Annotated in this window: 17 protein-coding genes and 2 rRNA genes; 17 read left to right on the forward strand and 2 right to left on the reverse strand. The window is 39.8% G+C overall.

Features of this window, described 5'->3' with window-relative positions; all coding sequences use genetic code 11:
• From C4533_08215 to C4533_08225, 3 genes are all read left to right on the forward strand, one after another.
• Positions 1-361: ribosomal RNA gene (locus C4533_08215) — 23S ribosomal RNA — on the forward strand; the annotation flags it as partial.
• A 209-nt stretch (positions 362-570) separates the two neighbouring features.
• Positions 571-687, forward strand: a 5S ribosomal RNA gene (gene rrf, locus C4533_08220).
• 292 nt (positions 688-979) lie between these two features.
• Positions 980-1399 (forward strand): hypothetical protein, encoded by a 420-nt coding sequence (locus C4533_08225; GenBank protein ID RJP27183.1) that lies wholly within the window; start codon positions 980-982, stop codon positions 1397-1399.
• 83 nt (positions 1400-1482) lie between these two features.
• Here C4533_08225 and C4533_08230 read toward each other — a convergent pair whose 3' ends face one another.
• Complete coding sequence (locus tag C4533_08230; protein RJP27184.1) at positions 1483-2868, reverse strand: radical SAM protein; 1386 nt, start codon at positions 2866-2868, stop codon at positions 1483-1485.
• A gap of 188 nt (positions 2869-3056) precedes the next feature.
• Here C4533_08230 and C4533_08235 point away from each other — a divergent pair, with 188 nt between their 5' ends.
• The 6 genes from C4533_08235 to C4533_08260 all read left to right on the forward strand — a co-directional run bounded on the left by C4533_08235 (position 3057) and on the right by C4533_08260 (position 5502).
• A complete protein-coding gene (locus C4533_08235; protein RJP27185.1) occupies positions 3057-3194 on the forward strand; it encodes a desulfoferrodoxin FeS4 iron-binding domain-containing protein in 138 nt (45 codons plus the stop codon).
• On the forward strand, positions 3187-3765 hold the full coding sequence (locus C4533_08240) for a rubrerythrin family protein (GenBank protein ID RJP27186.1): 579 nt from the start codon (positions 3187-3189) through the stop codon (positions 3763-3765). Before C4533_08235 ends, C4533_08240 begins: the two co-directional genes overlap by 8 nt.
• An 88-nt stretch (positions 3766-3853) precedes the next feature.
• Positions 3854-4480, forward strand: a complete 627-nt coding sequence (locus C4533_08245; GenBank protein ID RJP27187.1) for a hypothetical protein — start codon at positions 3854-3856, stop codon at positions 4478-4480.
• A gap of 14 nt (positions 4481-4494) precedes the next feature.
• On the forward strand, positions 4495-4836 hold the full coding sequence (locus C4533_08250) for a hypothetical protein (protein ID RJP27188.1): 342 nt from the start codon (positions 4495-4497) through the stop codon (positions 4834-4836).
• The gene (locus C4533_08255; GenBank protein ID RJP27189.1) at positions 4833-5231 is read left to right on the forward strand and encodes a DoxX family protein; all 399 of its coding nucleotides are present in this window, start codon (positions 4833-4835) and stop codon (positions 5229-5231) included. The genes C4533_08250 and C4533_08255 overlap by 4 nt, the downstream gene beginning before the upstream one ends.
• A gap of 25 nt (positions 5232-5256) precedes the next feature.
• Positions 5257-5502, forward strand: coding sequence for a hypothetical protein (locus C4533_08260; protein ID RJP27190.1), 246 nt, complete (start codon positions 5257-5259; stop codon positions 5500-5502).
• Positions 5503-5511: 9 nt separating this feature from the next.
• Here the strand turns inward: C4533_08260 and C4533_08265 are convergent, their stop codons facing one another.
• Positions 5512-6048: a hypothetical protein gene (locus C4533_08265; protein RJP27191.1), complete on the reverse strand. Its 537-nt coding sequence runs from the start codon at positions 6046-6048 to the stop codon at positions 5512-5514.
• Positions 6049-6457: 409 nt separating this feature from the next.
• Between C4533_08265 and C4533_08270 the strand changes: the two genes are divergently transcribed.
• From C4533_08270 to C4533_08305, 8 genes are all read left to right on the forward strand, one after another.
• Positions 6458-6853: a PilZ domain-containing protein gene (locus C4533_08270; GenBank protein RJP27192.1), complete on the forward strand. Its 396-nt coding sequence runs from the start codon at positions 6458-6460 to the stop codon at positions 6851-6853.
• A gap of 235 nt (positions 6854-7088) precedes the next feature.
• Positions 7089-7532 carry a DUF296 domain-containing protein gene (locus C4533_08275; protein ID RJP27193.1) on the forward strand — a complete coding sequence of 148 codons (444 nt, stop codon included), beginning with the start codon at positions 7089-7091 and terminating at the stop codon, positions 7530-7532.
• Positions 7533-7557: 25 nt separating this feature from the next.
• Positions 7558-8028, forward strand: a complete 471-nt coding sequence (gene greA, locus C4533_08280; protein ID RJP27194.1) for a transcription elongation factor GreA — start codon at positions 7558-7560, stop codon at positions 8026-8028.
• Between the two features lie 21 nt (positions 8029-8049).
• Positions 8050-8406, forward strand: a complete 357-nt coding sequence (locus tag C4533_08285) for a hypothetical protein (protein RJP27195.1) — start codon at positions 8050-8052, stop codon at positions 8404-8406.
• Between the two features lie 58 nt (positions 8407-8464).
• On the forward strand, positions 8465-9475 hold the full coding sequence (locus C4533_08290; protein RJP27196.1) for a hypothetical protein: 1011 nt from the start codon (positions 8465-8467) through the stop codon (positions 9473-9475).
• Positions 9476-9691: 216 nt separating this feature from the next.
• Positions 9692-11182 carry a phospholipid carrier-dependent glycosyltransferase gene (locus C4533_08295; protein ID RJP27197.1) on the forward strand — a complete coding sequence of 497 codons (1491 nt, stop codon included), beginning with the start codon at positions 9692-9694 and terminating at the stop codon, positions 11180-11182.
• Positions 11183-11208: 26 nt separating this feature from the next.
• On the forward strand, positions 11209-11535 hold the full coding sequence (locus C4533_08300) for a hypothetical protein (GenBank protein RJP27198.1): 327 nt from the start codon (positions 11209-11211) through the stop codon (positions 11533-11535).
• 512 nt (positions 11536-12047) lie between these two features.
• A complete protein-coding gene (locus C4533_08305; GenBank protein RJP27199.1) occupies positions 12048-12593 on the forward strand; it encodes a hypothetical protein in 546 nt (181 codons plus the stop codon).
• Positions 12594-12784 lie beyond the last annotated feature (191 nt).

Consider the following 12784-nt stretch of genomic DNA (forward strand, 5'->3'; position numbering starts at 1 on the left):
GGTCCGGCTGTTCGCCGGTTAAAAGGGTACGCGAGCTGGGTTCAGAACGTCGTGAGACAGTTCGGTCTCTATCTGATGTGGGCGTCAGGATACTTGAAGGGGAGTTCTCCTTAGTACGAGAGGACCAGGAGAAACGGACCGCTGATGTTCCAGTTGTCTTGCCAAGGGCAAAGGCTGGGTAGTTATGTCCGGAAGGGATAAGCGCTGAAAGCATCTAAGTGCCAAGCCCACCCCAAGAATAGGTATCCCTGTGCCGCAAGGCACTATAGGCAGGTCGTAGACTACGACCTCGATAGGCGCAAAGTGTAAGATCCGTAAGGATTTAAGCTAATGCGTACTAATCAGCCAATCGGCTTGGCCTTTAAATTGTCTCTTTTGGTTTAGTTTTCTATCTTACTTGAATAATAGTTGTTAAATTTTGTCGTTTTAAGATGGCAAAATTTAATCCCGAGCATTTATTAATAATGTGTATAATGCGAGGGATTAAATGATAGCATTGTGAAAATTTGCCCCTCGTCCAGCTACGGCGGACTCGGGACTGCGATTTCTCATTGCTTTATATAAAAATCTTGGAGTACCTTTGCCGAGGGGGAAACACCCGTTCCCATTCCGAATACGGTAGTTAAGACCCTCAGGGCCGATGGTAGTGTATTCGTAAGGATATGTGAGAGTAGGTCGGTGCTCCTTTAAAATAATAGCCCCTATAGTTTTTGACTGTAGGGGCTATTATTTTATCCCGAGTTTCCATTTACTCTTGTTAGAAACGAGGGATAAATATCCTGTCCCTCGCTGCAAAATTAATTTAGGGCAGCTCGGGACTCGATTTTGCTTATACAAGATCTCGTAGGTCGGTGCCCCTTTAAATTCGCCCGTTAGCCAGAAATGATTGGCAGGCGTTTTTATTTAGTATTCCAAGATCCTCGCTCGCCGGCTCGAAAGGGCTTGGAGTCTTTGGTTTCTAGGGGTATAATAAAATATCATGAAAAGGAAATATTCATTTTTTCTTCTGTTTTTGGTTTTATTTTTATCTGGTTGCGCCGATTTAGCCAAAGGGTCTAGGTTGGTGCCGCAGACAATAAGAATAGACTCGATACCCTCTGGGGCCAATGTTAATATTTTAAGCGGCTCATGGGGAAGAAAAGAGACTATATTTAAATGCCAAACACCCTGCCATGCACCGCTAAAAACTCATTATGGAGAAGGTTTTAGTGTGCGATTTGATAAAGAAGGTTATGGCACAGTCATAACTAATATTATATCGAAGGAAAGTGGTTGGTGTTTTATTGAGAAATTAATTCCGATTATTGGCTGGATTGGATATGCTTCTGATGAAATGAGCGGTGCTTGTAGCACGTTGATACCTAGGCATATAAAGGTTATTTTAGAGAAACAGGAATAAAGGAGACGGTTATATTTATTTCTTAGGCTTGATTGTCTGTCCTCTGTACTCTGTGAACTGTGAGCTTTTCTATGAACTATCAACTATGAACTAACTTTGCTCCATCGCAGTATGGAATGTTTGAGTTTCCTAAGCTGGTTTCCTATAAATGAATCCCTGATTATTCTATCTGAAGCAAATAGCAAATTATCGGGATATACAAAAGCTCTCCATCTATTCTTATAATAGATAAGCTTATCACGGTATTCTTTAGAGAATAAGAGAATGCTCTCCCTTCTTTCATTCGAAAATTTTGAATAAGCTTCTGTATCAACTAGGCCGTTTTTAAAACAATACTCCCCAAGTTCAGTCCCTTTATATGGGTAAAATATATTAACTCCGCTTATCGTTGGTTTTACTCTTCGGTTCAACTTTATTGTATCCCAGACCATTTCTTCGGATTCTTGAGGAAGGCCGATCATATTTATTGCGCTGGTCTTAAGCCCGTATTTATGGGCTAGGTCAAATGCGTTTATGATTTGCTTATCAGATATTTTTCTCTTCATAATAAAGTTCCTGATGTGTTCATTGCCCGATTCGATGCCGATTGATATTGAATGGCATCCGGAGTCTTTTAAAAGCTTTATGTAATCCGGCGTTACTATGTCGGGCCTTGTAAAGCAGTGGAATTTTACTTTGATCCTTTTTTTATAACTATTACAGAATTCTTCTCTCCATTTTGCGTCTATACCGAATATTTCGTCAACTATGCGGATGAATTTTATCCGGGACAATTTAAATGCTTCCTCGATTTCTCTTATGCTTGACTCGGGGTTTCTGTAGCGCGGAAAAAATGCCATAAGCGAATACTTTTTTGCAATAGCATGATTGCTGCAATAAGCACAGTTACAGGGACAGCCTCTTAGGAAAAGAAAAGGGGCGTAAAAAGTCTTACGTATTACTTTTGCGTATGGATATGTTGTTTTGTCCGGGTAAGGCAGGGAGGCGATATCACTAACAAGCGGTTTTAGCTTATTTGTTATTAATTTATTATTTTCGACATATCCAAAATTATCCGTAGTTTTAAAGTCATCTCCGGATTCTATTTTCTGCAAAAATTCAATAAAAGAATTTTCTGCTTCTCCGATGAATATACCATCAATATCCCTGCTTTCTAAAAGGCAATCCGGGTTTATTGTCGGGTGCGTCCCTCCGCAAACGATTATAGTATCTTTATATTTCTCTTTAATCTTGGCAGCAAGCTTATTTACGAACATGAATTGAGAGGAAACAGAAGTAAAGCCGATAACCTGCGGGTTAAATTCATCGATTTCCCTTAAAACCATCCGGTAATCGTTAAAAGAATTAACTATAGACAGCCTTGCGGTGTGGCCTGAGGCCTTTGTCACACTTATTATTGATGCTAACCCGAAAGAATAATAATCTGAATGGTAGGCATTTATATTGGTATAAATAAAGAGTATATTCATAATTTATATTGTAGGAGCATCTTATCGTTAAATCAAGAAAGAATTGGCAAGAATGGCTTCTCGGAATAAGGCCATGCTTATAATTCTAAAGACCAGCGCAGGATACACTTTCGAATGCAGCAAAAATATTATTAGACACGGCTGATTTTATGAGTAGAATGTAAATGTGACTAACAGAGGAGGCCAATATGGCAGTCAAAAAGGTCGGCGAGAAATATAAATGCAGCGTATGCGGCAATGAGGTTACTGTTACTAAAGTCGGAGGGGGGACATTAGTTTGTTGCAAGAAAGAAATGCTATTAATTGAGGAGGGCAGGGATGGGTAAGTCAATAAAAGGCAGTAAAACCGAAAAAAACTTATTGGCAGCTTTTGCCGGAGAATCTCAGGCTAGAAACCGCTATACTTATTTTGCATCTGCGGCCAGAAAAGAAGGCTATGAGCAAATAGCTGATATCTTTCTAGAAACTGCCGAGAATGAAAAAGAGCACGCAAAGGTATTTTTTAAACACTTAGAAGGCGGGGATGTGCAGATAACTGCGACTTATCCTGCCGGAATGATTAAAGATACCAAATCAAATCTTGAAGAAGCGGCAGCCGGTGAAAATATGGAATGGACGACGCTTTACTCGGATTTTGCCAAGATAGCCCATGATGAAGGTTACATGGACGTTGCCCGTTCGTTCGAACAGGTGGCAAAAGTCGAAAAATTCCATGAATCAAGGTACAGGAAGCTGATAAATAATATTAAGGATAAAGAAGTATTTAAGAAGAAAACGGCGGTAAAATGGCATTGTATTAACTGCGGATATATCTTTGAGGGGAACGAGCCGCCTAAGGAATGCCCGGCGTGTAAACACCCGCAGTCATTTTACGAAGTATTGGCTGAGAATTATTGAGCGGAGGCCTTTTATAAAAACCCCAGGCATAAATATTATGCTTGGGGTTTTTGTTTTGTAGCGCTATAATTAGGGCAAGGAGGTGGGCATGAGAAGATTCCTTAAGTTGTTTGTCATGATTGCTGTTTTTACCGGTGTTGCCTTTGGCGTGTTATTTTCACTTGGTTTGAGTCTGACTTACAATGCCAACCCTTTCAGACTGTTTATTATAGGTTTAACCTCCGGATTGATATTCGGAGTGCTCTTTGGTTTATTTTTTACCGCAGTACTCATGTTCTTCGAAAGAAAACCTGTCTCAGAATTTGCCAACCCCAATTTTCATTATGCTTGTTCAATCGTAGCAGTGCTTTTGGGTATCTATCTGTTTTGGACAAAATTTTATACTTTTTCCTACATTATCGGGGTATATATAATGCTTCCTTTTTGTTACTGGGTCAGGTTTGGCTTAAGGAGAAATATAGATAATTATGCTAGATTTTACGCTACACCTGTTGAAAAAAGGCCATTTTCGAAAGAACTGCAGAAGATGAACTGGAAGACGGTATATCCTATGATGATAGGGCTTTTTGTCCTCATGCCTGCAGTAATAAGTATAAGGGGTAATCTGGTAATTTCTTTTTTGGGTGCAATGATCTGGGGGTTTATATTGGCGCCTGAGTTTAAGAAAATATACCTTAAGGCGCAGGATATGGTTCTGCCGCAAAGAACCAGTTAAGATAGGAGGCAGTGATGAAGAAAATATTATTTGTAATTTTATTAGTATTATTTTTTGCCTCTTCGGTTTTCGCTCATCCACCGACACGGATTGAAATATCATACGATAAATCTACAAGTATACTTACCGCAAAGATCACCCATCCCGTAGAAGACCCGGATAGGCACTATGTGAGTAAAGTAGATGTCGCTGTAAATGGCAAGGAGATTCTGGAGCATAAGTTATCCAGGCAGGACAACGCTGACTACAGAATCGTCACCTATTTGATCCCGGACGTAAAAGAGGGGGATACTATTTCCGTCGAAGGTTATTGCAGCATTATGGGCAAGAAGGAAGAGGGGATAAAGGTTAAATGATTTTAAAAAATCTCGGCTTATTCCTCCTGCGAGTCAGCCTCGGATCAGTGTTTATTATTTTTGGCATAGGCAAATTCCAGCACGATTTTTGGGCACGGTCGATCGAGACAATGGAATTTTTCCAAAGATTGCCGATTCCGGTTTCTGTTTCTGTGAACATAATAGGATTCATGGAAGTGGCAACGGGGACATTATTGATATTAGGCCTGAAAACCCGCTTGATTGCGGCATTGGCAGCAATAGAGTTAATAGGGATTCTTATTCTTCTCAATTTTCAGGAGGCCAGGGATATCGGCTTATTAGGCGCTGCTATATGCTTATCACTCTCTCAAGATATTCCTTGGAGCCTGGATCAGCTTGTCCTTAACAACTCCTCAAATAACAAAATGCAGTAGCTGTTATATAAAAAGGGGGGATTTTATGATCGAGTATATGTTTGCGGGAGCAGCTTTGAAAGACGGTAACTTTACGATTCTGGATATACTTCTAATTCTTTTTGTTATCTGGCTGGTAATAAGAATAGAGAACCGGGCGGCAAGAAACGCAGTTTATAAAAATTTCCCCTTTTTTAAAGAGGCTGCCGGAGGCATGCAGCAGAAGATAGACCACCTTAATGTCCGGATGGATAATTTAGAAAAAAGGTTAGCTAAGCTGGAAAATAAATAGCTTTTTGTTTTAGTGAGGTTCTTGTGCCAGGGTTTCTATCTTTTCAAGCAGGAATTTATTTCTTTTCTTGTCAAATACCGCATTGAAAGCTATATCCTCGATATTCGAATAATGGACCCTTACCTTAAAACTCGGTCTGATCAAATGAGGTAATACTTTATCAGTAATCTCTGGCCGCGGCTTCTTATCTTCATCCAGGATTTCAAAGTCAATTTTTACTTTTTCGTTGGACCTGATAAAATCTATGCCTGCGAATTTCAGTATTAATTTTACAGGAAAGCCAAGATCAGACATCTCCCAGAAGACAGGATCAAATCTTATGTTTCTGGCTATAAGGAAACTCTCGTTTTTCAGAAAAAATCCGTTGTCGCCTACTTTAGAGTCGGTGATTAACTCCATGCCTAATTGCGGGACAAGGCGTTTTTTAAGCTCTATCTCAAATAGCGCCCTTAGCCTTTCAATCTCAAGGAGGCAGAGTATTATTATTAATGCAGCCAGGACTAAAGACCAGTCTTTAGTGCCAAAGTTTATTATCGTATTTAGCATTGTCACCTCCGCTTTAATTATAGCTGTCCTGGAGTATTAGTCAAAATATTTTTTGAGGGGGCCTTGTAAAATCGGGCGCATGTGTTATACTCTAACTGTACCCAGTAAGAAGAAGGAAATTCAGGCGAAAGTAAGGTAGAGGTTTGAGCCTTAACCCAAGGGGGCGAGAAAGTCCTGAATTTCCGGAAAGGGTTCAAGAGACTTCGCCCCCTTTAAATTACCCGCGTAAAGCGGGTTTTTTGTTAACTCCAGCCTTTGAAGCCGAAAATCCCAGGCTGGCTTGAAAAGATGTATTTTGTAAGTTATACTTCATTCATAAACATTTCTGCCACGGTAGGAAGATGTACTATAGCTGTCTTAACCGTGGTTTTTGTTTGATAGGTAACGTGCGTCAGCTTAAGAGGTGTTTATGGGGTGTTGCCATTGTGACAGGAGAAGGTTTCAGCGCCTTAAGGTTAACTTAAGCGTATGGTTTAAGCTTAGCCCTCGTTTTCAAATGATCTCTCTGCCTGCAGGAGAAGAGATCGAAGCCCAGGCTCTTGACTTAAGCCAGGAAGGCATATCCATAGTCACTAAGCATAATATACCTATATACGCAGAACTTATAGTAATGTTTATCCTTTTCCGTATGGATAGGAACGGGGTTATTATTTTTAATGAACCGCTGGAATTAACAGGAGAGATCCGGTCAAATATCTTGTTCAATAATAGCGAAAGAAGGCTGGGCATCTGGTTTAAAAACATAGACCCGGAAAAACGCTGCAGCATATCCCAATATATAGCTTCCATAGAGCATAATAATTAAGTAGGTAAAAGCAGGGTTAGCTCATAGTTCACAGTGCATAGTTCACAGTGGATGCAAAAGTAGCCTTGTGACTTATAGGTAATAAAAAGGATCAATTCATTACTGGTGGTTAGTTGTTTGTTAAAATTTATATTAGATCGACTGTGAACAGTGAACCGTGAACAGTGAACTAATATTTCTATTGTTCCTTTTACGCCTTGAGCTATAATATACTGTAAAATAAAATCATGAGGCTATTGTGCAATATACTAAAGGGACAATAAACAGGGTTTTCCTGTTGAAATTTAATGATGGCGATATATTAATTGATGAGCTGATTCGCCTTGCCAGGAAAGAAAAGATTAAAACAGCCGGCCTTGTATTTATAGGGGCCTTAAAAAAGGGTGAATTAGTAACCGGCCCGAAATTGCCGGTTATTCCTCCTCGGCCAAATAAAGTCAACTTCAGAAATGGTTGGGAGGTTATGGGTATGGGTACGATTTTTACAAATAAATCAGGCCCGCAGATACATATTCACGGCAGTATGGGCAAGAAAAATAAGGTCCTTACCGGATGCATCCGCGGAAAATCAGAAGTATTCCTTGTCATAGAAGCAGTTGTTTTTGAACTTAAAGGCGTAAAGGCTACAAAAGAAATTGACCAAAAGACCGGCCTCAATCTTTTAAATATCCTAACTTAATAAACAATCTTACACAGGAGAACAAATGGGCAGCATATATTTGACAAGAGCAGGGTTTGAAAAATTAGTTGAAGAATTAGAGTATCTTAAGAATGTCAAGCGTAGGGAGTTATCCAGGGCGGTAGGCGAGGCCAGGGCTCATGGCGACATCTCAGAAAACGCCGAGTATGACGCTGCCAAGGAAGCGCAGAGCCTTAACGAAAAACGGATAACGGAACTGGAAGATAAGCTCGCCAATGCGCAGATAATAGATAATGAAAAAATGTCCACCGATGAAGTCCTTATCGGGGCGAAAGTTGAATTAAAAGACCAAAAGACCGGTGAAATCATTGAATATATGCTTGTTTCCGAAGAAGAGGCTAATTATGACGAAGGCAAGATTTCAACAACTTCGCCAGTAGGTGCTGCGTTGCTCAATCACAAGGTTAAGGATATCGTAGAGATAAAAGTTCCGGCAGGTGTGCTTAAATACGAAATAACAAAGATTTCAAGATAAAATATTAAAAAGGGGATTTTGATGGCAAGAAGAACAAAGATTGATTGTAATAAATGCAAGGATCAGAAGGAGTGTTGTTTAACCGGAGCATGGTTAGACCTGGAGGAAGCGAAGAAAATACTTGAGTTAGGGATTAAGGGCGGGGATTTTTTCCATTTGATTAAAGATGACGATTTTCCTTCCGGTTACGCAACCAGCACTAGCGTTGGTGATTCTCCCTGTGTTTTTTTGACTCCGGAAGGCCTGTGTTCGATCCATATGATAGATTATGGGCTTAAGCCTCAGGACTGTAAAGATTTTCCTTATGAGAAAGGCAGGTTATCACCGTTTGTAAAGTATCTTTGTTCCGCAGGAAAGCCTAAGAGAAAGAAAAAATAATACAGCCTGGATTTTTTAAAAAGTTACATAGATCGATTAAAAAGAAAAGGGGTATTCTATGAAGTTGGCTAAATATATATTATTGATTGTAGCATCATTAGCTCTTTGTGGTTGTGCAGAAATATTAAACGAGCTATCTTCCAATACTGCATTTGGAAATCAACAGCAAGAAACGATGATTTTAGAAAATAATATCGCAGATGATGCCGGCGTTGCTGTTGTATCCAGCGATTGGGCCCGGCCTGTCAGGGCTAGCTCCGTAAATACCTCAGGATGGGAGGACGGCCCTTACATTTCCAGCGACGGGCAAGAGTTATATTTTGCCTATATAAACATAGACCTTACTAAATTACCGAAAATGGTCGTTATAGGGCCTAACAGGGACGAGGCTAATGAATGTAGCCCTGCTTGCGGACAATTCCCAAGGGCAGATTTGTTCTATTCGCAAAAAGACCCCTCAGGCGACTGGGGAAAAGCCAGACCGCATCCTCTTAGCAAGAGTTATCCGATAGGCGGGATCGTATTTTCAAATGAAGATAGGGCATATTTTATGATTGAAAAAGATAGCGCCCTAAAAACCGAGATTTATTTTGCAGATAGAGTAGGCGGCGTCTGGCGGGCTCCCCAAAAAATTGACGTCTTGAGCTCGCCATATAAAGAAGACGATCCTTATGTTAACCCGGAAGATACCGAGCTTTTTTTCTGGTCTGACAGGCCGGCACAATTCGGCAGGAATAATATATTTTATTCCAAGAAGGTAGATGGGCAGTGGACTCAGCCGGCAATATTACCGAAGCCCATTAACAGCGATGCTAATGATATGCAGCCTTTTTTATTCGGCGATAAGCTTTATTTCAGCTCGGATAGGGAAGGCAAGATGAAGATATACAGATCTACATTGAAAGACGGGATATGGTTGACGCCTGAAGTTGTAGTCGAGGGCGCGACCGCAGTAGGGGAACCCACGCTTACAGCCGATGGCAAATGGCTTTATTTTGTACAGCTTTTTGATCTTGGTAACGGAAAGTTAAACCCGGAAATAATGTGCGCCAGAAGAGCAACTCAATAGCCCGTATCGAAACAGGAAGGAGTGATATGGAATATAAAGTAGGCCATTTGAAGGTGAGTATTTTCAGGATTAAAAACCGTAAAGGGTATGCCGCTATTTGCTGCGATCATCTTACCGAAGGCAGGACTCCGCAAGAGGCCCATGCGCGTATGGTTAAGGCAATAAGAAGGACAAACCGAAAAGAAAAATATTGATTTGATTATGTAACCTCGCGATATGTTTTTTAATAATCTTATTTATTCCCGCCGCTATCTCATTTTAATCTTAGGTTTACTATTTTTTTTAAGAATTTACTTAACAGGTTTATCGCAGCTGCATTACGACGAGGCTTATTGGTGGCTTAAGGCGCAGAAAGGCCTGACTTTAGGATATTACGATAATCCGCCGTTACTGGCCTGGATAATCAAAGCCTTCCTAAAATTATTCGGCGATACTCAATTCTCAATAAGGGTCATATCTCAATTATTTTTTACATTTTCTTCAATTATGATTTATTTGGCAGGCAAAGAGTTTTCCGGCAGGCCTCAGGTAGGAGTATATTCGTTATTGATTTTTAATTTTATCCCCGGTTTTTGGCTCCAATCACTTATTACTGTCCCAGAGTCAATACTTGTGTTTTTCATACTGGCAACAATGTTTGCCTTTTTTAAAGCATCAAGCCAGAATAAAGCGATGTGGTGGGTCTTACTCGGCATTTGTATGGGCTTGGGGGCCATGATCCACTACAGTATTATTTTGACTATTGCCTCTTTATTAATGATCCTGTTTTTTAACAGCCGCTATAGAGCTTTTAGAAAAAATATCTATCTTTCCTTACTTGGATTATTTTTTGTAATAACACCTAACATATTATGGATTATTAAGCATAGCCAAACCATTTTGTGGATTTGTAAGCGTATCTATCCGGGGCATCAATTTATTTCAATATTGCGGAGTTTGAGTGATTTTACGCTATTACAGATACTTGTTTTATCTCCCGGGATCTTTATGCTTTTTTTATGGGTGTTATTAACAGCAATGCCGAAAAAATCTGATTATAGTAGTCCAGGCGAATATATCATGAAGCAGTTTTTTTATCTGAATTTTAGTATGCTATCGGGATTATCTTTAATCAGAATGAATGCTTTGGATGCTGATTGGTTAGCGCAGGCTTATCTTCCGGCAATAGTTTTAGCTTCTTCAAAGATCGATCTTTTGAAATCCAAAGCCCTGATATCAGTAAGAGTTTTCAGGCTTATATTTATTTTAATCTTAGCCTGCGGGATTATTTTTTCGGCAATTCTTAGCATAAGTATGATAAATTTTTCTTTCGCCGGGAAAGCCGGGTTAAGCGATATTTTTAAAGATTTTTACGGCTGGAGAGAGCTTTCTAATGAAGTGGGAGAAATAAAACAAAGTCTTTTTGGAGCAGACCCAGTATTAGTAAGCGATAATTACGCTATTCTAAGCGAATTAGCTTTTTATCTCAAGGATAGAGATGTTTTTTATGTCAGTAATTCTAAAAATAGCCATTCTTTTAATTTCGGGCTTTGGAGTAAGCCAACCGGAAAAAAGAGCGCTATTTTCGTGACTGATAGGGATATCGGAGAAAATCAAAGTTTGACAGATAAATTTTTTGTTAGTATAGAACACATTAAGACTGTTACTGTAGGGGAAGCCGATTTAAATTCCAAAACATTTTATATATATAACTGCTTATTGAAATAGTTATTATAAAGTGCTATTATACTACTATGGAGTTTAATGAAATAAGAAAAGAATTAGAGGGCGTTGATTTTGATACGCTTAGGACTGATTGCGATAATTACTTTGAAGCAGTTATCCTTAAAGAAGAGCTTGAGAAACTCAGGACCCGCCTTGAAAAAACATTTGGCTCTCCGGCATGGCCATCAAAAGAGAAGCTATCAATGCAGGTAAGGCAGACAATTGATAGTTTTGGTGGCATAATGTCAGGCCAAACCCTGTATTACAATACTGATGGTAAAGATGCTATTTTTGCCATGCTTTGGCCATGGCAGGATGGCCAGCACACTACCGTAAAGATAATCCAGAAGGTTTAAATTCCCAATAATTATTGTATTTCGCTTTTTTTGCAACACCTGGCGCTATCGGAAGCGCCAGTGTGCGCCTCTGCGCTACACCTGATGCTATTGCACCTTGGCATAAATGATTGCCAAGTACGCCTCTTTCTTAGGCGGATGCGCCAGTAGGACAGAAAGTGCACACTTACCCATCATATTGGGTAAGGTGTATTGCGCCGCTGCTTCTAACACCCGGCTTTATATGACAAGCCGGTGTTGTACCTCCGTACAACAAAAAAACCCCGATTTTACGGGGTTTTTCTGTAGGTGATAGGCCTTGATAGCTTTCGCTATCTCATCCCTCCTTGTAAGTAAACGCTTTTATATTATATTTGCCATATATTTTGTTTGATTTCAATACCAAAACGCGGTTTTCGGGAAAGCGTTTTCTTGAACGCTGCTCAGAAATGAGAATTCGCTTGACTTTAATAATACTGAAATTATAATCTATAAGGGATGCAGTGCGTTTCTAAAAAAAGGGAGGGTAAAAGATGGCTAAGCTGATTGTTGTATGTTTCTTGGGTGGGTTGTTTATTTGTATTCCTTCATTAACATTTGCTCAAAAGGCAAAGTCTCCAGTAGTAACTAAGGTCAATTCTCCTAAAGCTAAGCACGCTGACCGTAATCAGGACGGCCTCGTTACCAAAAAAGAAGCACTTATTGAAAAGAAAAAAGACGATTATTTCGTTAATAAAGACTGGGAAAAAAAGGCAGATCTGAACCAGGATGGCGTCGTGGATCAAAAAGAGCGTTCACAGTGGAAAGATAAGCATAATCAAGACTGGAAAAAGAAAGCCGACTTAAACAATGATGGCACTGTTGATGAAAAAGAAATGGCTATGTGGAAAGATAAGCATCCGCTTCCTCCGGGCTGGAAAAAGAAGGCAGACCTAAACAATGATGGCACCGTAGACGATAAAGAAAAGGCACTTTTTAAACAGAAACAAATGGATATAAATGATGACGGTACCGTAGATGAAAAAGAGAAGATGCTTTGGAAAAGAGAGCATCAGCAGAGTTCCGAAGGCCAGGAATAACACTATTAAATAAGTTTTAATAATTAAGCAAATCCTCAACCGTAAGCGGCGCAATTGCGCTGCTAAATATAAGTTGAGGATTTGTTTTTTATAGGGAGAACCCGTAGGGTTAGATATGCGAAGTATTAGTTCTACTACGCCCTAAGTAGGCTCAAGCAGGTAGGGCTTCGCAGCAACTATTGCTTCGTAGC

Source organism: Candidatus Omnitrophota bacterium, from assembly GCA_003598025.1.
GTDB lineage: Bacteria > Omnitrophota > Gorgyraeia > Gygaellales > Profunditerraquicolaceae > Profunditerraquicola.